At 66.6% G+C, this 24114-nt stretch carries 27 protein-coding genes and 1 riboswitch; of the genes, 14 read left to right on the top strand and 13 right to left on the bottom strand.

Translation table 11 applies throughout. The annotated features are described in order from the left end of the window. Positions 1 to 5 precede the first annotated feature (5 nt). The 5 genes from ACSMEV_RS05585 to ACSMEV_RS05605 form a co-directional block, all read right to left on the bottom strand. The gene (locus ACSMEV_RS05585; protein ID WP_459207560.1) at positions 6 to 689 is read right to left on the bottom strand and encodes an OmpW/AlkL family protein; all 684 of its coding nucleotides are present in this window, start codon (positions 687 to 689) and stop codon (positions 6 to 8) included. Between the two features lie 104 nt (positions 690 to 793). Continuing rightward, the gene (locus ACSMEV_RS05590; protein WP_459207561.1) at positions 794 to 1363 is read right to left on the bottom strand and encodes a DUF3299 domain-containing protein; all 570 of its coding nucleotides are present in this window, start codon (positions 1361 to 1363) and stop codon (positions 794 to 796) included. Next, positions 1360 to 2625 (bottom strand): ABC transporter permease, encoded by a 1266-nt coding sequence (locus tag ACSMEV_RS05595; protein WP_459207562.1) that lies wholly within the window; start codon positions 2623 to 2625, stop codon positions 1360 to 1362. Before ACSMEV_RS05595 ends, ACSMEV_RS05590 begins: the two co-directional genes overlap by 4 nt. Further along, positions 2625 to 3335, bottom strand: a complete 711-nt coding sequence (locus tag ACSMEV_RS05600) for an ABC transporter ATP-binding protein (RefSeq protein ID WP_459207563.1) — start codon at positions 3333 to 3335, stop codon at positions 2625 to 2627. The genes ACSMEV_RS05595 and ACSMEV_RS05600 overlap by 1 nt, the downstream gene beginning before the upstream one ends. After that, positions 3336 to 3920, bottom strand: a complete 585-nt coding sequence (locus ACSMEV_RS05605; protein WP_459207564.1) for a DUF2796 domain-containing protein — start codon at positions 3918 to 3920, stop codon at positions 3336 to 3338. Between the two features lie 131 nt (positions 3921 to 4051). On the opposite strand from ACSMEV_RS05605, the gene ACSMEV_RS05610 reads away from it, so the two are divergent. After that, positions 4052 to 4417, top strand: coding sequence for a hypothetical protein (locus ACSMEV_RS05610; protein WP_459207565.1), 366 nt, complete (start codon positions 4052 to 4054; stop codon positions 4415 to 4417). Positions 4418 to 4501: 84 nt separating this feature from the next. Here the strand turns inward: ACSMEV_RS05610 and trxA are convergent, their stop codons facing one another. Genes trxA through ACSMEV_RS05625 form a run of 3 tightly spaced genes read right to left on the bottom strand, consistent with a single transcriptional unit; the run spans position 4502 to position 6523 of the window. Then, positions 4502 to 5377 (bottom strand): thioredoxin, encoded by an 876-nt coding sequence (gene trxA / locus ACSMEV_RS05615; RefSeq protein ID WP_459208293.1) that lies wholly within the window; start codon positions 5375 to 5377, stop codon positions 4502 to 4504. A gap of 29 nt (positions 5378 to 5406) precedes the next feature. After that, positions 5407 to 6066 carry a class I SAM-dependent methyltransferase gene (locus tag ACSMEV_RS05620; RefSeq protein WP_459207566.1) on the bottom strand — a complete coding sequence of 220 codons (660 nt, stop codon included), beginning with the start codon at positions 6064 to 6066 and terminating at the stop codon, positions 5407 to 5409. Between the two features lies 1 nt (position 6067). Then, a complete protein-coding gene (locus ACSMEV_RS05625) occupies positions 6068 to 6523 on the bottom strand; it encodes a YbaY family lipoprotein (protein WP_459207567.1) in 456 nt (151 codons plus the stop codon). A 106-nt stretch (positions 6524 to 6629) separates the two neighbouring features. On the opposite strand from ACSMEV_RS05625, the gene nrdR reads away from it, so the two are divergent. The 10 genes from nrdR (at position 6630) to ACSMEV_RS05675 (ending at position 14749) form a co-directional block, all read left to right on the top strand. Then, the gene (nrdR, locus tag ACSMEV_RS05630) at positions 6630 to 7094 is read left to right on the top strand and encodes a transcriptional regulator NrdR (RefSeq protein ID WP_413045543.1); all 465 of its coding nucleotides are present in this window, start codon (positions 6630 to 6632) and stop codon (positions 7092 to 7094) included. A gap of 2 nt (positions 7095 to 7096) precedes the next feature. After that, entirely contained in the window at positions 7097 to 8227 is a 1131-nt protein-coding gene (gene ribD, locus ACSMEV_RS05635; protein WP_459207568.1) for a bifunctional diaminohydroxyphosphoribosylaminopyrimidine deaminase/5-amino-6-(5-phosphoribosylamino)uracil reductase RibD, read from the top strand. 43 nt (positions 8228 to 8270) lie between these two features. After that, on the top strand, positions 8271 to 8936 hold the full coding sequence (locus ACSMEV_RS05640) for a riboflavin synthase (protein WP_459207569.1): 666 nt from the start codon (positions 8271 to 8273) through the stop codon (positions 8934 to 8936). Between the two features lie 23 nt (positions 8937 to 8959). After that, the gene (gene ribBA, locus ACSMEV_RS05645) at positions 8960 to 10051 is read left to right on the top strand and encodes a bifunctional 3,4-dihydroxy-2-butanone-4-phosphate synthase/GTP cyclohydrolase II (protein WP_459207570.1); all 1092 of its coding nucleotides are present in this window, start codon (positions 8960 to 8962) and stop codon (positions 10049 to 10051) included. Positions 10052 to 10142: 91 nt separating this feature from the next. Continuing rightward, positions 10143 to 10619, top strand: coding sequence for a 6,7-dimethyl-8-ribityllumazine synthase (ribH, locus tag ACSMEV_RS05650; RefSeq protein WP_313740934.1), 477 nt, complete (start codon positions 10143 to 10145; stop codon positions 10617 to 10619). Continuing rightward, a complete protein-coding gene (gene nusB, locus ACSMEV_RS05655) occupies positions 10616 to 11116 on the top strand; it encodes a transcription antitermination factor NusB (protein WP_459207571.1) in 501 nt (166 codons plus the stop codon). The genes ribH and nusB overlap by 4 nt, the downstream gene beginning before the upstream one ends. Before the next feature lie 18 nt (positions 11117 to 11134). Continuing rightward, positions 11135 to 12100, top strand: coding sequence for a thiamine-phosphate kinase (gene thiL / locus ACSMEV_RS05660; protein ID WP_459207572.1), 966 nt, complete (start codon positions 11135 to 11137; stop codon positions 12098 to 12100). A gap of 283 nt (positions 12101 to 12383) precedes the next feature. Next, positions 12384 to 13124, top strand: a complete 741-nt coding sequence (locus tag ACSMEV_RS05665) for a substrate-binding periplasmic protein (protein ID WP_459207573.1) — start codon at positions 12384 to 12386, stop codon at positions 13122 to 13124. A 90-nt stretch (positions 13125 to 13214) separates the two neighbouring features. After that, positions 13215 to 13832: a GTP cyclohydrolase II gene (gene ribA / locus ACSMEV_RS05670; RefSeq protein WP_296269238.1), complete on the top strand. Its 618-nt coding sequence runs from the start codon at positions 13215 to 13217 to the stop codon at positions 13830 to 13832. Positions 13833 to 13930: 98 nt separating this feature from the next. Continuing rightward, the gene (locus ACSMEV_RS05675; protein WP_459207574.1) at positions 13931 to 14749 is read left to right on the top strand and encodes a cobalamin-binding protein; all 819 of its coding nucleotides are present in this window, start codon (positions 13931 to 13933) and stop codon (positions 14747 to 14749) included. Positions 14750 to 15061: 312 nt separating this feature from the next. On the opposite strand, the gene dxs is transcribed toward ACSMEV_RS05675, so the two are convergent. The 5 genes from dxs to pobA form a co-directional block, all read right to left on the bottom strand. Continuing rightward, positions 15062 to 16957 carry a 1-deoxy-D-xylulose-5-phosphate synthase gene (gene dxs, locus ACSMEV_RS05680; protein ID WP_459207575.1) on the bottom strand — a complete coding sequence of 632 codons (1896 nt, stop codon included), beginning with the start codon at positions 16955 to 16957 and terminating at the stop codon, positions 15062 to 15064. 163 nt (positions 16958 to 17120) lie between these two features. Then, positions 17121 to 18008 (bottom strand): farnesyl diphosphate synthase, encoded by an 888-nt coding sequence (locus ACSMEV_RS05685; protein ID WP_459207576.1) that lies wholly within the window; start codon positions 18006 to 18008, stop codon positions 17121 to 17123. Next, the gene (locus ACSMEV_RS05690) at positions 18005 to 18250 is read right to left on the bottom strand and encodes an exodeoxyribonuclease VII small subunit (RefSeq protein ID WP_296269242.1); all 246 of its coding nucleotides are present in this window, start codon (positions 18248 to 18250) and stop codon (positions 18005 to 18007) included. The genes ACSMEV_RS05685 and ACSMEV_RS05690 overlap by 4 nt, the downstream gene beginning before the upstream one ends. A gap of 323 nt (positions 18251 to 18573) precedes the next feature. Continuing rightward, complete coding sequence (ribB, locus tag ACSMEV_RS05695; RefSeq protein WP_413045531.1) at positions 18574 to 19215, bottom strand: 3,4-dihydroxy-2-butanone-4-phosphate synthase; 642 nt, start codon at positions 19213 to 19215, stop codon at positions 18574 to 18576. 79 nt (positions 19216 to 19294) lie between these two features. Further along, a riboswitch (FMN riboswitch) is annotated at positions 19295 to 19436 on the bottom strand. A gap of 78 nt (positions 19437 to 19514) precedes the next feature. Beyond that, on the bottom strand, positions 19515 to 20699 hold the full coding sequence (gene pobA / locus ACSMEV_RS05700) for a 4-hydroxybenzoate 3-monooxygenase (RefSeq protein WP_459207577.1): 1185 nt from the start codon (positions 20697 to 20699) through the stop codon (positions 19515 to 19517). Positions 20700 to 20824: 125 nt separating this feature from the next. Between pobA and ACSMEV_RS05705 the strand changes: the two genes are divergently transcribed. The 3 genes from ACSMEV_RS05705 to ACSMEV_RS05715 all read left to right on the top strand — a co-directional run bounded on the left by ACSMEV_RS05705 (position 20825) and on the right by ACSMEV_RS05715 (position 23951). Continuing rightward, the gene (locus ACSMEV_RS05705; RefSeq protein WP_459207578.1) at positions 20825 to 21700 is read left to right on the top strand and encodes a helix-turn-helix domain-containing protein; all 876 of its coding nucleotides are present in this window, start codon (positions 20825 to 20827) and stop codon (positions 21698 to 21700) included. 210 nt (positions 21701 to 21910) lie between these two features. Continuing rightward, on the top strand, positions 21911 to 22894 hold the full coding sequence (locus tag ACSMEV_RS05710; protein ID WP_459207579.1) for a DUF1852 domain-containing protein: 984 nt from the start codon (positions 21911 to 21913) through the stop codon (positions 22892 to 22894). Between the two features lie 28 nt (positions 22895 to 22922). After that, positions 22923 to 23951 (top strand): methionine synthase, encoded by a 1029-nt coding sequence (locus ACSMEV_RS05715; protein ID WP_459207580.1) that lies wholly within the window; start codon positions 22923 to 22925, stop codon positions 23949 to 23951. Positions 23952 to 24114: the final 163 nt, after the last annotated feature.

The following is a 24114-nucleotide window of genomic DNA, read 5'->3' on the forward strand; positions in this document are numbered from 1 at the left end:
GTCGGTCAGAACTTGTAGCCCAGGCCCACCATGTACACCCAAGGGTCGACTTCCAGGTTGACCTTGGTGGTGCCCACGCCCAGGGCGCTTGGGCCGTCGATGGTGGCCTTGGTGTTGATGTCGACGTACCAGACGGCGGCGTTGAACAGCAGGTTGTCGGTCAGCATGTAGTCCATACCCACTTGCCCGGCCAGGCCGATGGAGTCTTGCAGCTTCATGTTGCTGAAGCCTTGCTGCTTGCGCGTGCCGCTCAGCTCTTCGTCGAAGAACAGCGTGTAGTTCACGCCGATGCCCGCGTAGGGCTGGAACTTCGAAGAGGGTTCCATGGGGTAGTACTGCAGCGACAGGGTCGGTGGCAGTTGCTTGATGTCGGCCAGCTTGCCGTCCAGGCCAGCACCCAGGCCCTTGACGCCCACAGTGTGCTGGAAAGGCGTAGCGGCCAGCAGCTCGACGCCGACGTGATCGGTAAGCATGTAGGCGAAGGCCAGGCCCAGTTGGGTGTCGCTGTTCAAGGTGGCCTTGGTGCCGGAGACCCGGGCGCCGTCGAGCTTGATTTCGCCGCTGTCTTCGTTGGGCGCGGTGGTGATGGCGCCGGCGCGCAGGATGAAATCGCCAGCCTGGTGGGCGCTGGCCACCGGCGCTGCCAATGCCAGGGCAACGAGCGAGGCGCCGAGCAAGGACTTGTTCATGGGTGCTCCGAAAGGACGTGAGAAAAGAGTGGCGCCATGTTACGGAGCGGCTCTAGCCCAAGGTTTGACACAGCTCAACGAAACGGCGGTGTCCGGGAACCTTCTCACTTCAATTCGTACGCGTAGATTTTCTCGGCCTCCATCTGGTAGCCCGATGCTGCCAGTTCGCTGGTGGAGTGGGCCACCTTGAGCGTGCCCTCGATCCAATAGGGCTGGTAGAGGTCCTCCACGCGCACGCCCATTTCGCTGAAGATGTGCACGATCTGGTTTGCCGGCGGCGGTGGCACGTGGATGCACGCGCCGTAGTAGGGCACCAGCAGAAACTCGGTGGTGCGGCCTTCTTCGCTGACTTCCAGCGGCACGATGTAGCCCGGCAGTTTGATCGCCTGGCCGTCGAGCGCTTGTACCACTGGCGCGTCCGGCGCCGGTTGCTGCGCGGCAGGCGCCGATTCGGCCGACAGCGCGTCGCTCAGTTGCGACAGGTCGTGCAGCGGCGCCAGTTGCGGCTCGATGACCGGCGCGCCTTCGGGAATCAGCGCCGGCCAGTCCAGTTCGCGCGGCTCGCCCGCCCAGGCCGTGCTGACCAACACCACCAGCAGCAACAAGCACAGGCGCGCAGCTGATAGCCGCAACGGCCCACAGGGCCTGGCACACACAGCGGTCGAGCGTGTCATAGATGGATCGACAGGCCGTCGGCCAGCGACTGCCGGTAGGCACGCCAGGCCGGCACGCTGCCCATCAGCAGGGCGGCGCCGAGGATGATCGCCAGCAGGTTCCACTCGTGCGCGCTGGGCCAGGCCAGCGGCAGGTACAGGCCGTAATTGGCCTGCACGTAGCCCTGGGCCAGGGCGATGGCGGCGTACAGCAGGCCAAGCCCGGCCGCGATCCCCGCCACGGCCAGGGCCAGCGCCTCGAGTACCAGCAGGCCCGCCACGTGCCAGGGGCGGGCGCCCACCGAACGCAGGATCGCCATTTCCCGGCGGCGCTCGTTGAGGCTGGTGAGGATGGCGGTGAGCATGCCGATCAGCCCGGTCAGCACCACGAACAGCGAGACCACGAACAGCGCCTGCTCGGCCGTGCCCATCAAGCTCCACAGCTCCTGCAGCGCCACCCCCGGCAGAATCGCCAGCAGCGGCTCGCTACGAAACTCGTTGATCTCCCGTTGCAGGCTGAACGTAGCGATTTTGTTGTTCAGCCCGAGCATGAATGCCGTGATGGCCTTGGGCTGCAAGTCCATGCTCCGCGCCTGCTCGGCACTGACCCGCCCGGCGCCGCGTGCCGGCACGCCGTTGTGCCAGTCGACGTGGATCGCTTCCATGCCGGCCAGACCGATGTGCAACGTGCGATCGACCGGTGTGCCGGTGCGTTTGAGGATGCCGACCACGGTGAAGGGCTTGTCGTCATGCTTGACCAGGCTCACCGCGGCGATGCCGTGGGCCAGTACCAGCTGGTCGCCCAGTTTGTAATGCAACGCTTCGGCCACTTCGGCGCCTAGCACCACCTCGAACGGGTCGTCGGCGAAGGCACGGCCGTCGGCCAGTTGCAGGTGCTGGCGGTGGCCGTAGTGGTAATGCTCAAAATAGGCCTGGCTGGTGCCCATCACCCGGTAGCCGCGGTGCGAATCGCCCAGGGAAATGGGAATGGCCCACTTCACGCGGCGGTCGTTGGCGTAGTGCTCGAAGCTGTCCCAGCGGATGTTGTTGGTGGCGTTGCCGATGCGGAACACCGAGTACAGCAGCAGGTTCACCGAGCCGGAGCGGGCGCCGACGATCAGGTCGGTGCCGCTGATGGTGCTGGCGAAACTGGCGCGCGCCTCGGTGCGCACCCGTTCCACAGCCAGCAGCAGGCACACCGACAAGGCGATGGCGAAGGCGGTGAGCAGGGCGGTGAAGCGCCGGTTGGCCAGGCTGGCCAGGGCAAGACGAAGCAGGTACATCAAGCCTCCTGGGGCGTGCTGGCGCGGTTGAGGTCGGCAAGCGACAGGCGACGGTCGAACAGCGTGGCCAGGCTTTGGTCGTGGCTGACGAACAACAGGCTGGCGCCGGCGCTGCGGCACTCTTCGAACAACAGGTGCAGGAAGCTTACCCGGGTGTCGGCGTCCAGCGCGGAGGTGGGTTCGTCGGCGATCACCAGCTCCGGCTGGCCAATCAACGCCCGGGCAGCCGCCACACGCTGTTGCTGGCCGATCGACAACGTGTCGGCGCGGCGCGCCTGCAAGGTCGGGTCGGCCAAGCCCAGGTGGCTCAGCAGCGTCGCTGCCGCCAGGGCGATGCTGCCGTGGCGCTGGCTGGCGCGCTGCGCCCGGCTGGCGGAGAAGCGGCAGGGCAGCTCGACGTTTTCCCGCACCGAGAGGAACGGCAGCAGGTTGAACTGTTGGAAGATGTAGCCGGTGTGGTCCACCCGGAAACGATCCCGCGCGCCCTGGCCCAGCTCGCCCAGGTCCTGGCCGAGCAGGCGCACGCTGCCGTGCTGCGGCCGGCTGACGCCGCCGAGCAGGCCTAGCAACGTGGTCTTGCCGCTGCCGCTCGGGCCTTTGAGGAACAGCGTCTCACCGGCCTGCAGTTGGAAGTGCGGGATGTCCAATAGCGTCGGTTGGCCCGGCCAGGCGAAACGCAAGTCGCTCAGTTCGATCAGCGCCTGGCTCATTCAGAAGACGACCACGGCCTTGCCAGGGGTGGTTTCCACACCTTTCTGGCCGTTCGGGCCGATCAGTTGCACGTTGACCTTCTGGGTTTGCGGGAAGGTCTTGAACAGCGGGCCGAGGTCGAGCTGGGCAAGCTTGGCCGGCGTGGCGCAGGTGAACTGATAATGCGCGTGCACATCGGCGTGCTGATGGCCGTGCTCGTGCTCGTCGCCATCATCGTCATCGTCGGGGTGAGCCGCATCGCCGAACAGGGGGCTTTCCAGCTCTTGGCTGTCGACCGTGCAACCGGCAGCCTGAGCCAGGCCGAACAGCTTCAGCGGCTGGTCCAGTTGCTGGCGGGCGGCGGCGACCTTGGCCTTGTCGGCGTCACTGGCGGCGGCATGTTCGAAACCGACGACGTTCATGGCCGGGCTGTCCAGTTCCAGCTCCAGAGTGTTGCCGTCGAGCACCGCGTTGAGCTTGGCGACACCGTGCTCATGCGTACCGAGAGTGCCGTGGGCGTGGTCATGGTCATGTTCGTCGTGGGCATGGGCCACCACGGCCAGGGGCAGCAGGGCGAAGGGCAGGGCGAGCAGCAGACGACGCATGGACGGACTCCGGGACCGGGCTGAAAGATTTCGTAATGTTATAACAAGTTTTATTTGGGAGGCCAGCCTTCGTGGCGCAGGTTTCATGTTGCGGTAGCATGCCGACACTGACTTGATAGCGAGAGTAGCGCGTGAGAATTCGTGGACAGATTGGTGATTGGCCGGTGGACTTGACCATCGAGTTGGAACCTGAGGAATGGGCGCAGTTGGGGGGGCGTGGCGATGTCGCACCGAGCGACGTCAGCCCGGCACCGGCGCCTGCGAAGCCGCTGGCACCGGTGGTTCGGGACGACGAGCCTTTGCGCGCGGCCTGCGACCTGTTGCGTGCGGCGGGGCGATTGGAAGGGCCGGAACTGTTGGATCGGCTGGAAAGCCTGACCGGCAGCTTCGCCGCCGCCAAGCGCTTGCTGGTGCGACTCCGGCACAGCGCACAGGTGCGGGTGGTCAGCGAAGGCGACGCGCCGGTCTACGTATGGGATACGCCAACGGTACCGTGAAGTGCCATGCGGTAAACCGATGAAAGCTTCGCGAAGCGAGGCATGGACGAGGCGCGAACGCCTGCGCCCATACCTTCTGGAGCCTCAATACATCGCAGCGAACAACTTGCTGCGGTACATGCCCACCAAAGGGTGGGCATTGCCCAGCAGATCGAACACCTGCAGCAAGGTCTTGTGCGGCAAGCCTTCGCCGTAGCTGCGGTTGCGCTGGAACAGTTTCAGCAGGCCATCGAGCGCCGCTTCGTACTGCTGGCGTGCCAGTTGCTGGATGCAAAGCTGATAAGCCGCTTCGTCGTCGCCCGGGTTCTGCGCCAGACGGCTTTTCAGTTCGGCGGCCTCCGGCAGGCTGGCGGCCTGGCGCAGGAAGGTCAGTTGCGCCTTGGCACCGGCCAGGGCGGCCTTGTGCTCGTCGGACTTGACCGCATCGAGCACCGTCTCGGCTTCGCCCAGCTCACCGCGCTCGGCCAGACAGCGCGCGTAGAGGATCAGCGCCGCGACATTGCCGTTGTCTTCGGTGAGCACGTGTTTGAGCAGCGCCTCGGCCTCGCCGAAGCGGCTCTCGGCGAACAGCGCCTCGGCCTGTTCGAGCGGGGACGCCGAGGCGGGAGCGGGCAATTGCACGTGTGGTTCGAGCAAGGCGCGAATGGCCGACTCCGGTTGCGCACCGGCGAAGCCGTCGACCGGCTGGCCGTCTTTGAACAGCACCACGGTCGGCAGGCTGCGGATACCGAACTGGGCAACGATCTGCTGCTCGACGTCGCAGTTGACCTTGGCCAACAGCAGTTCGCCCTGATACTCCTCGGCGATCTTCGCCAGCATCGGCATCAGGGCCTTGCAGGGCGCGCACCACTCGGCCCAGAAATCCACCAGCACCGGTTTGTGGAAGGAGTTCTCGATCACCGACTGCTGGAAGTCGGCATCGGTGGCATCGAAGATGTACGGAATGTCGGTAGCGCTCATCATGATTCTCGCAAGGCGGTGTGGCGCCACTATAAAGGCTGGCGTGTCGCGTGGTACAGGCTGACCCGGCGGAATTCGTGGGGCTCGGCCAGGTCGGGCAGGGTTAGGGCGTGCAGCACCCCAAGAGAGCGGTACAGCGGGTGGTCGAAGTCGCGCACCCGCGAGTCGGCGACCAGCGCCTGGCGCCCGCGGCTGAGGAATTGGTCGAGCAATGGCAGGTTGGCGCGGTCGTAGAGCACGTCGGCCACCAGGACCAGATCGAAGCGGTCAGCCTCGGCGAAAAAATCCTCGCTGTAACCCAGAGTCACATCGTTGAGCCGGGCATTGGCGCGGCAGGCCTGCAAGGCCAGCGGATCGAGGTCGCAAGCCACTACCTCACGGGCGCCGGCACGCGCCGCGGCGATGCCGGCGACACCGGAACCGGCGCCGAAATCCAGCACGCGCTTGCCGCGTACCCAGTGCGGCTCGGCTGCCAAGTGGCGGGCCAGGGCCAAGCCGCTGGCCCAGCAGAAGCTCCAGTAGGGCGGCTCTTCGAGGATGCGCCGGGTTTCGTCGGGGCTGAAGGCGCGGTCCATGTTGCGTTCGTCGAGCAGCCACAGGCGCAGGTCGGTGCCCGGCAGGGGCGCGGCTCGCAAACGGGCTTCGCCGATCAATGCGCTCAAGGCGTCCTGTAGCGCTTGCACCGGCAAATCAAGGCGCCTTTTCGAAGCGCAGCGGGCCGGTGGCCTGGGTCTGAGCCTGGGTGATGCGCAAGGAGGCCATGTGCAGAATCAGTTGGCCCGACTGGCTGGCGCGGCCACGCAGCTCGACCCGCGCATTGGCGGGGAAGGCTTCGGGGTTGAAGCGCAGCTGGTAGGGCAGCGGCTGGCCGGTGCCGGTCAAGGTGCTGTTGGCCAACAGACGCTGTGGACGACCTTTCTCGTCGATCACCAGCAGGGCCAGCTCGACCTCGGCGCCGCGCGGGATGTCCATCAGCGAACCGCTGAGCTCGCGCTGGTAGCTGGGCAATGGGCCGAGCGCTTCGGGCAGCTTCTGCGCGACTTTCGCCGGTGGGGTGGCGGGAGCCTGGACAGGCTTTGGTTTGTCGCTGCCGCACGCAGCGAGCAAGGCGGCGCAGCACAGCACGATGAGCGCACGAGGGTGCATGGGGAAATCCTTCAGGGGGCAGATTGGCCTGATGGTAACCCCTTTGGCTTGTCTTGCCAGTGGGATGCGCTACCATGAGGGCCCCTTTTTTCTGTTGCCTGCCACCATGCACTGTCCCTTTTGCGGTGCCAACGACACCAAGGTCATCGATTCGCGTCTGGTCGCCGAAGGTGAGCAAGTGCGCCGTCGCCGTGAATGCCTGGCCTGCGGCGAGCGTTTCACCACCTTCGAAACCGCCGAGCTGGTCCTGCCCCGGCTGATCAAGCAGGACGGCACTCGCCAGCCCTTCGACGAAGACAAACTACGCGCCGGCGTGCAGCGCGCCCTGGAAAAACGCCCGGTCAGCGTCGAGCGGTTGGAGGCGGCGCTCGCGCACATCAAGCACAGGCTGCGCGCCACCGGCGAGCGCGAGGTGAAGTCGTTGGTGGTGGGCGAACTGGTGATGGCCGAGTTGCGCAAGCTCGACGAAGTCGCCTACATCCGCTTCGCCTCCGTCTACCGACGCTTCCAGGACCTGGACGAGTTCCGCGAAGAACTCGACCGCCTGGCCCGCGAACCCGCCAAAGAGTGAGCATGCCCAGCCAGAACCCCGCCCTCGACGCCCAGTACATGGCGCGTGCCGTTGAACTGGCCCGCAAGGGCCTGTACAGCACCCACCCCAACCCCCGCGTGGGCTGCGTGATCGCGCGCGACGGCCAGGTGGTCGGCGAAGGCTGGCACGTGCGCGCCGGCGAGCCACATGCCGAAGTGCATGCGTTGCGCCAGGCCGGCGACAAGGCCCGTGGCGCCTGCGCCTACGTCACCCTCGAACCCTGCAGCCACCACGGGCGCACGCCGCCGTGCGCCGAGGCGCTGGTGAAGGCGGGAGTGGCCCGTGTGGTCGCCGCCATGCAAGACCCCAACCCGCAAGTTGCTGGCCGTGGCCTGGCGCGTCTGGCGGCGGCCGGCATCGACGTCGCCAGTGGCGTGCTGGAAAGCGAGGCGCGGGCGCTCAACCCCGGCTTTCTCAAGCGCATGGAACACGGACTGCCCTACGTGCGCGCCAAGCTGGCCATGAGCCTGGACGGGCGCACCGCCATGGCCAGCGGCGAGAGCCAGTGGATCACCGGCCCCGCAGCGCGCGCCGAAGTGCAGCGCCTGCGCGCGCGTTCCAGCGTAGTGCTCAGCAGCGCGCAGAGCGTGCTGGCCGACGGCGCGCGGATGACCGTGCGCGGTAGCGAACTGGGCCTGGCCCCCGAGCTCACGGCCCTGGCCGAATCGCGTCCGCCCCTGCGCGTGCTGATCGACGGGCGCCTGCGCCTGCCGCTTGAGGCGCCGTTCTTCCAGGTCGGTCCGGCCTTGGTCGTGACCGCCGCTGAAGACGATCCGCGCTACGCCGCCGCCGGCCACGAACTGCTGCGCCTACCGGGCCAGGACGGCCGGGTCGAACTGGCCGACGTGCTCCCGGCGCTGGCCGCGCGCGGCGTCAACGAAGTGCTGCTCGAAGCCGGCCCGCGTCTGGTCGGCGCCTTCGCCCAGCTTGGCCTGATCGACGAATACCGCCTGTTCGTCGCCGCCACCTTTCTCGGCTCCAGCGCGCGACCTTTGCTGGATTGGCCGCTGAAGACCATGGCCGAGGCGCCGCGGCTGAAAATCACCGGCATGCGCGCGGTGGGCGACGACTGGTGCGTCACCGCCGTGCCGCAGCGCGCCAGCGACGTATAATGCCCGGCTTGCCCCGTGCAGCCCCGTTCCCGAGGAAGACACCATGTTCACCGGCATCATCGAATCGATCGGCACCATCCGCAGCCTGACCCCCAAAGGCGGTGACGTGCGGGTCTACGTACAGACCGGCAAGCTCGACCTGGGCGACGTCAAGCTCGGCGACAGCATCGCGGTCAACGGCGTGTGCCTGACCGCCGTGGAGCTGCCGGGCGACGGCTTCTGGGCCGACGTCAGCCGCGAAACCCTCGATTGCACCGCGTTCGTCGACCTGAAGGCCGGCAGCCGCGTCAACCTGGAAAAGGCCCTGACGCCCACCACCCGCCTGGGTGGGCACCTGGTCAGCGGCCACGTCGACGGCGTCGGCGAGATCGTCTCGCGCAGCGATAACGCCCGCGCCATCCAGTTCCGCGTACGCGCGCCCAAGGATCTGGCCAAGTACATCGCCCACAAGGGATCGATCACCGTCGACGGCACCAGCCTGACGGTCAACGAGGTCGATGGCGCCGAGTTCGAGCTGACCATCGTCCCGCACACCCTGTCCGAAACCATCATGGCCGACTACCGCGCAGGGCGTCGGATCAACCTCGAGGTCGACCTGCTGGCCCGTTACCTGGAGCGCCTGCTGCTGGGCGACAAGGCGGCCGAGCCGAACAAGGGCAGTGGCATCACCGAAAGCTTCCTGGCCGCCAACGGCTTCTTGAAATCCTGAATGAATTGAGAAGGGGGTGCCGCGTGGCGCTCAACAGCATCGAAGAACTGGTCGAGGACATCCGCCAGGGCAAAATGGTCATCCTCATGGACGACGAAGACCGCGAGAACGAAGGCGACATCATCATGGCGGCCGAGTGCTGCCAGGCCGAGCACATCAACTTCATGGCCAAGCACGCCCGCGGCCTCATCTGCATGCCGATGACCCGCGAGCGCTGCGAAACCCTCAAGCTGCCATTGATGGCGCCGCGCAACGGCTCGGGCTTCGGCACCAAGTTCACCGTGTCGATCGAGGCCGCCGAGGGCGTCACCACCGGCATCTCCGCCGCCGACCGCGCGCGTACCGTGCAGGCCGCGGCCGCCCGCGACGCCAAGGCCGACGACATCGTCAGCCCCGGCCACATCTTCCCGCTGATGGCCCAACCCGGCGGCACCCTGGCCCGCGCCGGGCACACCGAAGCCGCCTGCGACCTGGCGCGCATGGCCGGCTTCGAACCGAGCGGGGTGATCTGCGAGGTGATGAACGACGACGGCACCATGTCCCGTCGCGCCGAGCTGGAGCTGTTCGCCGCCGAGCACAACATCAAGATCGGCACCATCGCCGACCTGATCCACTACCGCATGATCCACGAGCGCACCGTGCAGCGCGTCGCCGAGCAGGCGATGGACACCGAGTTGGGCGCGTTCAACCTGGTCACCTACCGTGACGCGGTCGAGGGCGACGTGCACATGGCCCTGACCCTGGGCGAGATCCGCGCCGAGGAACCGACCCTGGTGCGCGTGCACAACATGGACCCATTGCGCGACCTGCTGCTGGTCAAGAGCCCCGGGCGCTGGAGCCTGCGCGCGGCGATGGGCGCGGTGGCCGAGGCCGGCAGCGGCGTGGTGCTGCTGCTCGGCCACCCGCTCGATGGCGACCTGTTGCTGGCGCACATCCGCGAAGCGGCAGGCGAAGCGCAGCTCAAGGCGCCCACCACCTACAGCACCGTCGGCGCCGGTTCGCAGATCCTGCGCGACCTGGGCGTGCGCAAGATGCGCCTGATGAGTTCGCCGCTGAAGTTCAATGCGATATCCGGATTCGATCTGGAAGTTGTAGAATACGTGCCCTCCGAGTAATCCCAGGTGCCGCCAACGGCCTGACGCTCGAGTCCGAACCCTGCCGAGGCCGCCCCTGTGCGGCCTCGCTATTGAATATGAGATTCCCGGAATGAACCTGAAGACCATCGAAGGTACTTTCATCGCCCCCAAAGGTCGCTATGCCTTGGTGGTTGGCCGCTTCAACAGCTTCGTCGTCGAAAGCCTGGTCAGCGGCGCCGTCGACGCCCTGGTTCGCCATGGTGTGAGCGAGAGCGACATCACCCTCATCCGCGCACCTGGCGCCTTCGAAATCCCGCTGGTGGCGCAGAAGGTCGCCCAGCAGGGCGAGTACGACGCCATCGTCGCCCTGGGCGCCGTGATTCGTGGCGGCACCCCGCACTTCGAATACGTCGCTGGCGAATGCACCAAGGGCCTGGCCCAGGTGTCGATGGAGTTCGGCGTACCGGTCGCCTTCGGCGTGCTGACCGTCGATTCGATCGAGCAAGCCATCGAGCGTTCCGGCACCAAAGCCGGCAACAAAGGCGCCGAAGCGGCCCTCTCGGCCCTGGAAATGGTGAGTCTGCTGGCGCAGCTGGAGGCCAAGTGATTAGCGACGACAGCGATCGTTTCAACCCGCGCGATCCGCAGCCTGCCGATGCCGGCAAGCCCTCCAAGAGCAGCAAACGCCGCGAAGCCCGCAAGCTCGCGACCCAGGCGCTGTACCAGTGGCACATGGCCAAGCACTCGCTGAACGAAATCGAAGCGCAGTTCCGCGTCGACAACGATTTCGCCGACATCGACGGCGCCTATTTCCGCGAAATCCTGCATGGGGTTCCGGCGATTCGCGACGAGATCGATCAGGCCCTGGCGCCTTGCCTGGACCTGTCCCTGGAAGAGCTCGACCCGGTCGAACTGGCCGTGCTGCGCTTGTCCACTTGGGAGTTCATCAAGCGCGTCGACGTGCCGTACCGTGTGGTGATCAACGAGGGTGTGGAGCTGGCCAAGGTCTTCGGCGCCACCGACGGCCACAAGTTCGTCAACGGTGTGCTCGACAAGCTGGCGCCCAGCCTGCGCGAAGCCGAAGTCAAGGCCAACAAGCGCTGATCCTGGCGCCGGCGTGCCATGGGTGAGTTCGAGCTGATCAACCATTACTTCGCCGCCGCGCCCTGTGCGCAAGGCGGTGAAGGCGTGGCCTTGGGCATCGGCGACGACTGCGCGCTGCTCGACCTGCCGCAGGGCGAGCAACTGGCGGTGTCCACCGACACCCTGGTCGCCGGCGTGCACTTTCCCGTGGCGTGCGACCCCTTTCTTCTCGGTCAGCGCTCGCTGGCCGTCGCGGCCAGCGACCTGGCGGCCATGGGCGCGCAGCCCGTGGCCTTCACCCTGGCGTTGACCCTGCCCGACGTTGGCGCGGCCTGGCTCAAAGGCTATGCCGAGGGCCTGCAACGCATGGCCGAGCAGTGCGGCCTGAGCCTGATCGGCGGCGACACTACGCGTGGCCCACTGAGCCTGACCCTGACCGTATTCGGCCGTGTCCCGGCAGGCCAGGCCCTGCGCCGCAGTGGCGCGCAGCCGGGCGACCTGCTGTGCGTCGGCGGCGCGTTGGGCGATGCAGCCGGTGCGCTGCCCCTGGTGCTCGGCACGCGCCAGGCGGGCGAACCCATCGCAGCGCCGCTGTTGGCGCGCTACTGGTCGCCGGCCCCGCAGTTCGACCTGGGCTTGCGTCTGCGCGGGCGTGCCAGCGCCGCGCTGGATATCTCCGACGGGCTGCTGGCCGACTGCGGGCATATCGCCAAGGCATCGGCGGTGGCGCTGGACATCGAACTCGCCAATGTGCCGGTGTCCGCCGCGCTGGTCGCGTTGCTCGGCCAGGACGGCGCGTTGCAAGCGGCGCTCAGCGGGGGCGACGACTACGTCTTGGCCTTCACCCTGCCGCCGGCGCACCTCGCCGCGCTGGCCCATGCCGGCGAAACGGTGCATGTGATCGGGCGCGTACGGGCCGGGCAAGGCGTCAGCGTGCGCGATGCCCAGGGCTACGACGTGACGCCAGCGCAACGCGGCTACCAGCATTTCCCGCAGACTCCATGAGCAGGCGATCGCCTGCAACAGGTGCCGACGCAGTACGTAGCGCTCTCGATTTGGCGCGCGACTCGGTCTGCCAGTCTGACCGACAAACCCCATGAGTAGGTACAGCCCTCTGCCCTGGGATAGCCTCGTCAGCGTGTTCGCCTGTGCACGGATGCAAGCGCTGGGTCAGAGGCTTGCCTAGGCTGTGAAGGTAAGCCCCCTATCCGGTGCGCGCCGCCGTCGATGCGCAACCGGTGGTATCGCGTCGTTCGGCGCGCCGTTTAGCTCGTAAGGAATCGAAACGATGGTCATGAAAACTGCCCTGCTGGCCCTGGGGCTGCTCCTGAGCGGTGCAGCCGTCGCCGCGCAGGTCCCGGCGCAGGTGCGTCTGGTCAGCGAGCAGTGGCAGGACTATACCGAGGCGGACGGCACGGGCCTGGCCTGGGACGTTCTGCGCCAGGTCTTCGAGCCGGCCGGGGTGCGGATGGTGGCGCAGAGCGCGCCCTACAGCCGGGCCATCGGCTTGGTCAGGCGCGGCGAAGCCGATGCCTGGGTCGGCTCCTACCAGAACGAGAACCCCGACAACCTCTACCCGCGTTGGCACTTCGACATCGACCATATCTACGCCCTGGGCCTTGCAAAAGGGCCAGTACCCACGGCGGCCACCCTCGGCCACTATCGCCTGGCCTGGGTGCGTGGCTACGACTACGCCCGTTACCTGCCCGGCGTCAGCGACGGCCGTGAAGTGCAGCGCCGTGAGGGCATCCTGCCAATGCTCGAACACGACAGGGTGGACTTCTACATCGACGCCCTTACCGAAATCGACTACGTGATCGGCCAGTCCGACCAGCCGCAACGCTTCCGTCGCACCCACGTCGCCGAGCTGCCCCTGTACCTGGCCTTTGCCGACACTGACGTCGGGCAAGCCTTGCGCGACCTGTTCGATCGGCGCATGGAGCAGATGGTGCGCAGTGGCGAGCTGAAAGCGATCTTCGAGCGGTGGCGGCAGCCCTATCCGTTTACCGCCAACGACCAGGCGCAGTGAGTACCGCTGGGTTCAGCCTACGCACAGGCGCGGGGTCTGCTGATACAATCGCGCAATGTGAAACCTCAAGTTACCAATCAGGAGCACAACGTGCCCGTCGTCTTTGTTGCCGCCTCTAAACTCCCGACGCCCTTTGCAACCTTCACCATGCATGGCTTTCTCGATGAAGCCACCGGCCGCGAACACGTGGTGCTGAGCCTGGGTGACATTGCCGATGGTCAGCCGGTGTTGGGGCGCTTGCACTCCGAGTGCCTGACGGGAGATGCCTTGTTCAGCCAGCGCTGCGACTGCGGTTCGCAGCTCGAAGCCGCGCTGCAGGCCATCGCCCGTGAAGGCCGCGGCGTGTTGCTGTACCTGCGTCAGGAAGGCCGTGGCATCGGCTTGCTGAACAAGATCCGCGCCTATGAGTTGCAAGACGGCGGCGCCGACACCGTGGAGGCCAACGAACGCCTGGGCTTCGCCGCCGACCAGCGCGACTACGCCATGTGCCTGCCGATGCTCGAGCACTTGGGCGTCACGTCCTTGCGCTTGATGACCAACAACCCGCGCAAGGTCAAAGCCCTCACCGGCATGAACATTCGCGTCAGCGAGCGCGTACCGCTGCACACCGGGCACAATCCGCACAACTCCCATTACCTGGCCACCAAGGCGGGCAAGTTGGGGCACATGATGGGCGACGAGCACCAGGGCGAAGTACCGCAGGCGTGAGCCTGGCAGGCCCTTGCCGCGTGCCTGTCGTTCGGGTATGCCCTGTTCGGAGAGCGCTCGGCCGTTCACCACGACACACCGACAAGGCGCTGGGCTGAATGCGGGGTCTGTGGCTGGGCCTGCTGCTTTGTTCAGGGCTGGCGCTCGCCGACGCGCCGCTGCGCGTGGTGAGCCTGGCGCCGTCGATGACCGACGTCATGCTCGAACTAGACGCCCAAGACCTGCTGGTCGGTGTGCTCGACGGTAACGAGCGACCCGAGGCGGTACGCCACCTGCCGACGGTCGGACGCTACGGGCAGCTCGACCTGGAGCGCCTGCTCAGCCTCCAGCCCGATCTCCTGCTGCTCTGGCCCGGCGCCGTGCCGGCCGCCCAGCGCAAACAGTTGGACGGCCTGGGCATCGCCAGTTTCAGCAGTGACCCGCATACCCTCGACCAGTTGATCGAACGGATCGAAGCGCTTGCCACACGCATCGGCCGCGCCGAAGCCGGGCGGCGCCATGCCGCCGCACTGCGCCAGCGGCTCCAGGCCCTGCGTACGCAGTACGCACGGGCAACGCCGCTGCAGGTGTTCTACCAAGTGTGGGATTCGCCGCTGTACACCCTTGGCGGTCAGCAGATCGTCAGCGATGCGCTGAGCGTATGCGGGGCACGCAACGTCTTCGCCGACCTGCCGCAGCCGGCCCCGCTGGTCAGCGTCGAGTCGGTGGTGCAGCGCAACCCGCAGGTGATTCTGGTCGGCGAGCCGCGCCAACTTGCCGCCTGGCAGGCGTGGCCGCAATTGGATGCCGTGGCTGCTGGGCGTGTGAAGGTGGTGCCGGACAAGGGTCTCGAGCGACCCAGCGGGCAGATGATCGAGGCGACGGCACGGCTGTGCGCTGTGTTGGAGGCTACAGCGCCGGCGCTCAGACAGCGCTGAACAGGAAGGAGCGGCCGGTTCGGCGCTCCGACCAGCTGCGATAGCTCGGCGTGCCAAAGCGTCGCTTTCACGAATTGGCCTGTTTCCACTGTAGGAGCGGCTTGAGCCGCGATGGCCGGCAGCGCCGGCCCAATGGCCTCGATCCAGGCCGCACAGGATGAACGCGGCGCCTAGAACGGGCCGCGTTGCGGCCCATCGCGGCTGATCGGAGCGCCGAACCGGCCGCTCCTACAGCCACAACATTCCAGACCTTCCATCAGTGCGCGCCCGAATCAGGCCGTTGGTCGATGGCAAGCGAAAGACTGTTGGCCCCTACAAACCCAGCTTGGTCAACCGCGCGCGGATCGAGGCTTCGATACCGGCCGCGTCCAGTCCGCACTCGGCGAGCATCTGCGCAGGTTTGGCGTGTTCCACGTAGGTGTCCGGCAAGCCCAATTGCAGCAGCGACTTGAGCACCGCTTCGCGAGCCAACAGCTCACCGACGGCCGAGCCTGCGCCGCCCATGACGGCGTTCTCTTCGATCGTCACCAGCAGTTCGTGGCTGGCGGCCAGTTCCAGCACCAGCGCCTCGTCCAATGGTTTGACGAAACGCATGTCGACCACCGTGGCGTCCAGCGTCTCGGCCACTTGCAGGGCCTCGGCCAGCTGCACGCCGAAAGCCAGCAGCGCCACCTTGCTGCCCTGGCGACGGACCACGCCCTTGCCGATCTCGATGGGTCGCAGCTCGGTGGAGATCGGCGCGTTCGGGCCGGTGCCACGGGGGTAGCGCACCGCAGCCGGGCCATTGAAGTGGTGGCCGGTGGTGAGCATCGCGCGCAGTTCGTTCTCGTCGCTCGGCGTCATCACCAGCATGCCGGGGATGCAGCGCAGGTAGGACAGATCGAAGCTGCCGGCATGGGTCGGGCCGTCTTCGCCCACCAGGCCGGCGCGGTCGATGGCGAACAGCACGTCAAGGTTCTGCACCGCGACGTCGTGGATCAACTGGTCGTAGGCGCGCTGCAGGAACGTGGAATAGATCGCTACCACCGGCTTGCTGCCTTCGCAGGCCATGCCGGCGGCGAAGGTCACCGCGTGCTGCTCGGCGATGGCCACGTCGAAGTAGCGCTCCGGGTAGCGTTCGCTGAAGGCCACCAAATCCGAGCCTTCCTTCATGGCCGGGGTGATGCCGACCAGGCGTGGGTCGGCGTCCGCCATGTCGCACAGCCATTGGCCGAACACGCTGGAGTATTTCGGGCCGCTGACGGCCTTGGGCGCGACCGGCTGGTCCACCGGTTCCAGCTTGGTGATGGCGTGGTAGACGATCGGGTCCACCTCGGCAGGCGCGAAGCCCTTGCCCTTCTTGGTCACCACGTGCAGGAACTGCGGGCCCTTGAGGTCGCGCATGTTGCGCAGGGTGGCGATCAGCGTGGGCAGGTCGTGGCCGTCGATGGGGCCGATGTAGTTCCAGCCCAACTCCTCGAACAGCGTGCCGGGCACCAGCATACCCTTGGCGTATTCCTCGGTGCGGCGGGCGATTTCCCAGGCGCCCGGCAGGCGCGACAGCACTTTCTTGCTGCCCTCGCGCATGCTGGCGTAGGTGCGGCTGGAGAGGATCTTGGCCAGGTAGTTGGACAGGCCGCCGACGTTGCGCGAAATCGACATGTCGTTGTCGTTGAGGATGACCAGCATGTCGGCGTCGACTTCCGGCGCGTGGTTCAGCGCCTCGAAGGCCATGCCGGCGGTCAGCGCGCCGTCGCCGATCACGGCGATCGACTTGCGCTCTTCACCCTGCTGGCGGGCAGCGATGGCCATGCCCAGCGCGGCGCTGATGGAGGTGCTGGAGTGACCTACACCGAAGGTGTCGTAGACGCTTTCGGTACGACGCGGGAAGGCGGCCAGGCCGTCTTTCTGCCGCAGGCTGAGCATCTGCTGGCGGCGACCGGTGAGGATCTTGTGCGGATACGCCTGATGGCCGACGTCCCACACCAGGCGGTCGTCGGGGGTATTGAAGACGTAGTGCAGGGCGATGGTCAGCTCGATGACGCCCAGGCCTGCACCGAAGTGCCCGCCAGTCTGGCCCACGCTATAGAGCAGTTCCTGGCGCAACTCGTCGGCCAGGGTCTCCAGGTCGGCTTCGGCCAGGCGGCGCAGGCCGTCGGGCGTGTCGGCGCGGTCGAGCAGCGGCGTGACCGGGCGTTCGCGGGGAATCTCTTGAAACGTCGTGGGCATCAGGCGAGTCGTTATAGGTTCGAAGACGTGGCAGTTTACCCCATCGGAGGAAAAGCTGCCCATGGACTGGGCGACGCCAGTCCGCTAAAGCGGGCCGGCGCCGGCCTGTAGCTGGCCAGCGATGACGGGGTGCGATCGGTTGCTCGCGGCGATGGAGCGTTCGTCAGTGACGGCGCTCGACGATGTAGCGTGCGAGGGCCCGCAGCGGCTCGGCAGATTCGCCCAGCCCTTGCACTGCGACCAGCGCCTGGTCGCGCAGTTCGATGGCGAAGGCTTTGGCGGCGTCCAGGCCGAGCAGGGCGGGGTAGGTCGGTTTGTCGCGGGCGATGTCGGCGCCCTGGCGCTTGCCGAGGGTGGCCGTATCGCTTTCCACGTCGAGGATGTCGTCCTGCACCTGGAAAGCCAGGCCCACTGCACGGGCATAGATTTGCAGCGCCTCGAGCTGGGCCGGCTGTGCGCGGCCGCTGGCCAGGGCGCCGAGGCGCACGCTGGCTTCGATCAGGGCGCCGGTCTTGTGCCGATGCATGAAGGCCAGGGCGTGCTGGTCGAGGATCAGGCCTACCGAACCGAGGTCGATGGCCTGGCCGCCGACCATGCCTGCCGGGCCGGCGGCGCTGGCCAAGGTCTGCACCATGCTCAGGCGCAGCGCTTCGCTCTGCGTGCTCAGGTGCGGGTCGAGCAGGGCAGTGAAGGCCAGGCTCTGCAGGCCGTCGCCGGCGAGAATCGCGCAGGCTTCGTCGAACGCCTTGTGGGTGGTCGGCTGGCCGCGGCGCAGGTCGTCGTCGTCCATGGCCGGCAGGTCGTCGTGCACCAGCGAGTAGGCATGAATCAGCTCGACCGCGCAGGCCGCGCCGTTGGCCGCTTCGGCCGGCGCGCCCAGGGCTTCGCAAGCGGCGTAGGCCAGCAGCGGGCGGACCCGTTTGCCGCCGTTCATGACGCTGTAGCGCATGGCCGCGTAGAGGCGTTGCAGTTCCGGGGACGGGGCGTCGAACAGCGGTTGCAGAGCGGCATCGACCCGCGCCTGACAGGTGGCCTGGTAGGCCGCGATCATGCTTCGGGCTCCGGGTCGAAGGGGCGTGCCTTCAGCTCGCCGTCGCGCTCGAGCAGGATCTGCACTTTCTGCTCGGCCTGGGCCAGGGCGTCCTGGCAATCGCGGGTCAGGCCGATGCCTTTCTCGAAGGCCGCCAGCGAGTCTTCCAGCGAAAGCTCTTCGTTTTCCAGGCGTTCGACCAGGGTTTGCAGCTCGGCGAGGGAGTGTTCGAAATCGATGGAGGCTTTCTTGCGGGGGGCCATGGCGACGGTCTCGGTGGCGATGTCTATAACGGCGGGACACTAGCAGAGCGGGGCGGGGCTAGCAAATGGCTACTTGTCAGACCCGGACGCGCCCGGGCGCCGAGGGCTTGTTCGGTTTCCCTGCAAGACCTGCTCGGCCTTCGAGCGCCCTGATACCTGAGAGGCCGAGGCGTCGATTGCAGAAGCTGTGCCGAAGGCGGTGCCAGACCGCACGCCTCGGCGCTGGCTCGGCACGACACCGAGCCAAGGACTCGCTCAAGGCGCCAGCGCCGAATGCTGGCGCCCTACCGGCCCGGCCGAAACGCCACCGAGCCCGCTCGCGCTCACACGGCCAACGCTTCGCGCGCGCTCATGGCCTTGCGGTACTGCGCCAGCTCTTCGATGGTCAATACCGGCAGCTGGTACTGGCGGGCGTAGGTACGCACCTGTTCGCCGCGAGCCATGCTGCCGTCCGGGTTCATCAGTTCGCAAAGCACCGCCGCCGGGCGCAGGCCGGCCAGCCGCGCCAGGTCCACCGAGCCTTCGGTGTGGCCGCGACGGGTCAGCACGCCGCCGTTGCGCGCGCGCAGCGGGAAGACGTGGCCGGGGCTGACGATGCGCCGGTCGCCTGGGGTGGAGTCCAGCGCTGCCTGGATGGTGGTGATGCGGTCCTGGGCCGAGACGCCGGTGCTGACGCCTTCGGCGGCTTCGATGGTGACGGTGAAGCCGGTGCCGTGGCGGGCCTGGTTGTTGGCCACCATGGGCGCCAGCTCCAAGGCATCGACCGTGGCTTCGTCCAGGCACAGGCAGACGATGCCGCTGCAGTCGCGGATCATCATGGCCATGCTCGACAGCGAGAGGTTTTCGGCGGCGGCGATGATGTCCGCTTCGTCCTCGCGGTCGTCGTCGTCGAGCAGCAGCACGGGCAGGCCGGCCTGGAAGGCGGCGATGGCGGCCGCGACGTTGGGGAATTGCGGGGTGGACATGGAAACGCTCCTCGTAACAGATCGATGAACGTCTCGGGGCGAACACAATGCGCGTGCAGGCACCCACCGGGGCACCTGGCTACGCCTTCTTTCATCCGGACTATGACCGTCGGCTCTGGAGTCGCACCAGATCTGCTGACCTCCGACCGGGTCGGAGCGCTCGCGGGCTCATCTTTCGATTTACCGCCGGTGGGGACTTGCACCCCGCCCTGAAGACCCGGCCAGCATACAGGCAAGGGTAGGTCCCTTGGCAACCGCCGGCGTCTACGACGTTGGTTGGGCAAGGGGCCACGGGCGCCTCATTCGATCGGCTCGTAGGGCAGCCCCACGTAGTTCTCGGCAATGCTCTGGCGCCCCGCCGGCGAGCCGACGAAATAGTCCAGCTCGGCCTGCTGCATGCGCTGGCCGAAGGCGTCCGTGTCGGGGAAACGGTGCAGGAGGCGGGTCATCCACCAGGAAAATCGCTCGGCCTTCCAGACCCGCTTCAGGCAGACCGCCGAATAACGTTGCAGCAGGTCGCGGCGGCCCTCGCCGTAGACCTTGCGCAGGATGTTGAACAAGGTGCTGACGTCGCTGGCCGCCAGGTTCAGGCCCTTGGCGCCGGTCGGCGGCACGATGTGCGCCGCGTCGCCGACCAGGAACAGCTCGCCGTATTGCATGGGCTCGACCACGAAGCTGCGCAGCGGGGCGATGCTCTTCTCGATGGACGGGCCGGTCACCAGCCGGGCGGCGATGGGCGCCGGCAGGCGGCGCTTGAGCTCGGCCCAGAAACGCTCGTCGGACCAGTCCTCGACCCGCTCTTCGTGGCCCACCTGGATGTAATAGCGGGTGCGCGTGGGCGAACGCAGGCTGCACAGGGCGAAGCCCCGCTCGTGGCTGGCATACACCAGCTCAGGATTGACCGGCGGGGTGTCGGCCAGCACGCCCAGCCAGCCGAAGGGATAGACCCGTTCGAAGGTCTTCAGCACGCCTTCGGGAATGGAGCGACGCGACACCCCGTGGTAACCGTCGCAGCCGGCGATCAGCTCGCAGTCCAGGCGCATCGGCTGGCCAGCGTGGGTGAAGGTGACGTAGGGCTTGCCGCTCTTGAGGCCATGCACGGCCACCTCGCTCGCGGCGTAAAAGGTAGGCGCCGCAGTGGCGGCGCGGGCCTGCATGAGGTCGCGGGTGACTTCGGTCTGGCCGTAGATCATCACGCGCTTGCCACCCGTGAGCGGCGGCAGGTCGATGTGCGCCAGGCGGCCGTCGAAGGCCAGGTCGAAACCGTCGTGGGGCAGGCCTTCGCGATCCATGCGCGCGCCCACGCCGGCTTCACGCAGCAGGTCGACCGTGCCCTGTTCCAGCACGCCCGCGCGGATGCGGCCGAGCACATGCTCGGCGCTTTGGCGTTCGATGATGACGTTGTCGATGCCGGCCCGTTGCAGCAGTTGGCCGAGCAGCAGGCCCGAGGGGCCGGCGCCGATGATGGCGATCTTGGTGTGCATTGTTGTTATCCTCACGGGCACTGCGGCCCAGGGTTTTTTTATCGAGCGTCTGCATTTTTGGCGGGTGGCGCGCAGGAAAGAAGGCAATTTCCGTGTACGTTCCTGGACTTTTCGAGGGGTGCGCCATGGCCCAGGCCGCGCTGTCGGTACCGATCTTCAAGCTGTACGGCGAAACCGCCTGGCCGACCCCGGACTTGCTGCACTGCGAGTCGATCCCCGCCAGGAGCCGCTTGCACGACTGGCAGATCAAGACCCATCGCCACGCGGACCTGGTCCAGTTCCTGTATGTGCAGGCGGGCGAGGCGCGGGTGTCGATCGAAGGCCAGGCGCGCCAGCTCGGCCCCGGCACCCTGCAAGTGGTGCCAGTGATGAGCATCCATGGTTTCCGCTTTTCCGAAGACATTCAGGGCTGCATCCTCAGCCTCGCCAAGCCGGCCCTCGAGGCCATGGGCGCCGGCGTGCAAGGCCAGCCGTTCGACCGCCCAGGCGCGTATGCGGCCGGGGCCGATCGCGCTTACCTGGACGACCTCTTCGCGCGGCTGCTGGACGAATACGCCGTGCCACGCGTCGAGCGCGAGCTGATGCTGCACGCCCTGCTCGGCGCACTGCTGGTGTGGATCGCCCGCCGCGCCGGCGGACAGCCGCAGCAGGTGGCGAGCGCGCAGAGCCGCGGGCAGCAGCACCTAGCGCAGTTTGACAGGCTGATCGAGCAGCACTTCAAGGCGCACCGCCCCATCGACTTCTACGCCCAGGCCATCGGCGTCAGCACCGCCCACCTCAATGCCCTGTGCCGACGATGGGCCGGGCAATCGGCGCTGCGACGGCTCAACCAACGCCTGACCCTCGAAGCCAAGCGCAACCTGGTCTACACCGCTATGACCGTCAGCGAGGTCGCCGACAGCCTGGGCTTCAGCGAACCTGCGTATTTTTCACGTTTCTTCAAGCGTGAGACCGGATTTACGCCCCAAGGCTTGCGCTTGCAGCGCCGCGAGCAGCGCTGAACATAGGCTGCCGCAGCCAGCCCGAGGGAAGGGCAGTGAAGCGTGAACTTGAATCCTGCTAAAGATCCTTTGAAAAACGCTCATTAGTCGCCGTCGTCACCCCTCCCTAAACTGGCCCCCTATCAGGAACGGTGTTTCTACCCACGCGGCAACCGCCAGGCGACCGGGTAGGCACTGAACGTTCTCAACGCATCAGGGTGCCGGACCGACATGGCCAACGACTTCGCCTTCACCATCAAGCGCATTCGCTTCGACGAGCACTACTCGCCCGCGGCCAACACGCGGATCACCACCAACTTCGCCAACCTGGCCCGCGGCGAACGTCGCCAGGCCAACCTGCGCAACACCTTGCAGATGATCGACAACCGCTTCAACGCCCTGGCCCATTGGGACAACCCCAATGCCGACCGTTACGCGGTGGAGCTGGACATCGTATCGGTGGCGATGCAAGTGGCGGCGTCGGGCGTCGAGGGGCAGGGCGCCGCGCTGCCGCTGATCGAAATGCTCAAGACCACCGTGCTCGACCGGCAGACCGGCGAGCGCATCGACGGCATCGTCGGCAACAATTTCTCGTCCTACATGCGCGACTACGATTTCAGCGTGCGCCTGCCGCAGCGTGCCGACGCAACCGAGGCTCCGGCGCAGTTCGGCGAGCTGCATGGCAAGCTGTTCAAGTGCTTCGTCAATTCGGCGGACTACAAGGCCCATTTCGGCAAACCGCCGGTCATCTGCCTGAGCGTGTCCAGCAGCAAGACCTACCAGCGCAGCGAAAACCACCACCCGGTATTGGGTTACGAGTACGTGCAGAGCGCGCACTCGTTGACCGATGACTACTTCGCCAAGATGGGCTTGCAGGTGCGCTACTTCATGCCCGCCAACAGCGTCGCGCCCCTGGCGTTCTATTTCGCCGGCGACTTGCTGGCCGACTACACCGCCCTGGAACTGATCAGCACCATCAGCACCATGGACACTTTCCAGAAGATCTATCGGCCCGAGATCTACAACGCCAATTCGGCAGCCGGCAAACGCTACCAGCCCAGCCTGCAGCACGAAGACTACTCGCTGACGCGCATCGTCTACGACCGCGAAGAGCGCAGCCGCCTGGCCCTGGAACAGGGCCGCTTCGCCGAAGAACATTTCATCAAGCCCTACGGCGCCCTGCTCGAGCAGTGGTCCGCCGCCCATGCGCTTTGACACGCCCCGAATACAAGGTTATCGCCCGATGAACAAGCTGCTTCCCACGTCCACCGCCGGCAGTCTGCCCAAACCCGCCTGGCTGGCAGAACCCGAAACCCTCTGGTCGCCCTGGAAACTGCAAGACGCCGAGCTGATCGAGGGCAAGCAGGACGCGCTGCGCCTGGCCCTGCACGAACAACGGCAAGCGGGCATCGACATCGTCAGCGACGGCGAGCAGACCCGCCAGCACTTCGTCACCACGTTCATCGAGCACCTGGACGGCGTCGACTTCGAGCGTCGCGAAACCGTGCGCATCCGTGATCGCTACGATGCCAGCGTGCCCACCGTGGTGGGTGCGGTGAGCCGGCAGAAGCCGGTGTTCGTCGAGGACGCCAAGTTCCTGCGGGCGCAGACCGACCAGCCGGTCAAGTGGGCGCTGCCCGGCCCCATGACCATGATCGACACGCTGTACGACAACCACTACAAGAGCCGCGAAAAGCTCGCCTGGGAGTTCGCCAAGATCCTCAACCAGGAAGCCCGCGAGCTGGAAGCGGCGGGGGTCGACATCATTCAGTTCGACGAACCGGCGTTCAATGTGTTCTTCGACGACGTCAACGACTGGGGCGTCGCCACTCTGGAACGCGCCATCGAAGGCCTCAAGTGCGAAACCGCCGTGCACATCTGCTATGGCTACGGCATCAAGGCCAATACCGACTGGAAGAAGACCCTGGGTTCGGAATGGCGGCAGTATGAAGAGGCCTTCCCCAAGTTGCAGCAATCGAGCATCGACATCGTTTCGCTGGAGTGCCACAACTCCCACGTACCGATGGAGCTGATCGAGCTGATCCGCGGCAAGAAGGTGATGGTGGGCGCCATCGACGTGGCCAACCACACCGTCGAAACCCCCGAGCAAGTGGCCGACACGCTGCGCAAGGCCTTGCAGTTCGTCGATGCCGACAAGCTCTACCCGTGCACCAACTGCGGCATGGCGCCGTTGCCGCGCCATGTGGCCAACGGCAAATTGCGCGCGTTGAGCGCGGGGGCGGAGATCGTTCGTCGGGAGCTGACGCGCTGAGCGTGATGCGTGGGCCGCTGTCCTTCCTTCATACGGACGGCGGCCGTGAAGGGGCTTGGCCATTGCCGAACAGTTCACAACTCCAGCCATCGGGTTGTGATCCCCAAGCGCTTTGTTGTGAACCACGGCCAAGGCGCTTGGCACCCCGGCACACGCCTCGTTT

The organism is Pseudomonas sp. MLB6B (assembly GCF_054508135.1).

Coding starts and splice junctions, on each gene's coding strand:
- ACSMEV_RS05585 (WP_459207560.1), bottom strand. CDS start 689: ATGAACAAGTCCTTGCTCGGCGCCTCGCTCGTTGCCCTGGCATTGGCA.
- ACSMEV_RS05590 (WP_459207561.1), bottom strand. CDS start 1,363: ATGACACGCTCGACCGCTGTGTGTGCCAGGCCCTGTGGGCCGTTGCGG.
- ACSMEV_RS05595 (WP_459207562.1), bottom strand. CDS start 2,625: ATGTACCTGCTTCGTCTTGCCCTGGCCAGCCTGGCCAACCGGCGCTTC.
- ACSMEV_RS05600 (WP_459207563.1), bottom strand. CDS start 3,335: ATGAGCCAGGCGCTGATCGAACTGAGCGACTTGCGTTTCGCCTGGCCG.
- ACSMEV_RS05605 (WP_459207564.1), bottom strand. CDS start 3,920: ATGCGTCGTCTGCTGCTCGCCCTGCCCTTCGCCCTGCTGCCCCTGGCC.
- trxA (WP_459208293.1), bottom strand. CDS start 5,377: ATGAGCGCTACCGACATTCCGTACATCTTCGATGCCACCGATGCCGAC.
- ACSMEV_RS05625 (WP_459207567.1), bottom strand. CDS start 6,523: ATGCACCCTCGTGCGCTCATCGTGCTGTGCTGCGCCGCCTTGCTCGCT.
- nrdR (WP_413045543.1), top strand. CDS start 6,630: ATGCACTGTCCCTTTTGCGGTGCCAACGACACCAAGGTCATCGATTCG.
- ribD (WP_459207568.1), top strand. CDS start 7,097: ATGCCCAGCCAGAACCCCGCCCTCGACGCCCAGTACATGGCGCGTGCC.
- ACSMEV_RS05640 (WP_459207569.1), top strand. CDS start 8,271: ATGTTCACCGGCATCATCGAATCGATCGGCACCATCCGCAGCCTGACC.
- ribH (WP_313740934.1), top strand. CDS start 10,143: ATGAACCTGAAGACCATCGAAGGTACTTTCATCGCCCCCAAAGGTCGC.
- thiL (WP_459207572.1), top strand. CDS start 11,135: ATGGGTGAGTTCGAGCTGATCAACCATTACTTCGCCGCCGCGCCCTGT.
- ACSMEV_RS05665 (WP_459207573.1), top strand. CDS start 12,384: ATGGTCATGAAAACTGCCCTGCTGGCCCTGGGGCTGCTCCTGAGCGGT.
- ACSMEV_RS05675 (WP_459207574.1), top strand. CDS start 13,931: ATGCGGGGTCTGTGGCTGGGCCTGCTGCTTTGTTCAGGGCTGGCGCTC.
- dxs (WP_459207575.1), bottom strand. CDS start 16,957: ATGCCCACGACGTTTCAAGAGATTCCCCGCGAACGCCCGGTCACGCCG.
- ACSMEV_RS05685 (WP_459207576.1), bottom strand. CDS start 18,008: ATGATCGCGGCCTACCAGGCCACCTGTCAGGCGCGGGTCGATGCCGCT.
- ACSMEV_RS05690 (WP_296269242.1), bottom strand. CDS start 18,250: ATGGCCCCCCGCAAGAAAGCCTCCATCGATTTCGAACACTCCCTCGCC.
- ribB (WP_413045531.1), bottom strand. CDS start 19,215: ATGTCCACCCCGCAATTCCCCAACGTCGCGGCCGCCATCGCCGCCTTC.
- pobA (WP_459207577.1), bottom strand. CDS start 20,699: ATGCACACCAAGATCGCCATCATCGGCGCCGGCCCCTCGGGCCTGCTG.
- ACSMEV_RS05705 (WP_459207578.1), top strand. CDS start 20,825: ATGGCCCAGGCCGCGCTGTCGGTACCGATCTTCAAGCTGTACGGCGAA.
- ACSMEV_RS05710 (WP_459207579.1), top strand. CDS start 21,911: ATGGCCAACGACTTCGCCTTCACCATCAAGCGCATTCGCTTCGACGAG.
- ACSMEV_RS05715 (WP_459207580.1), top strand. CDS start 22,923: ATGAACAAGCTGCTTCCCACGTCCACCGCCGGCAGTCTGCCCAAACCC.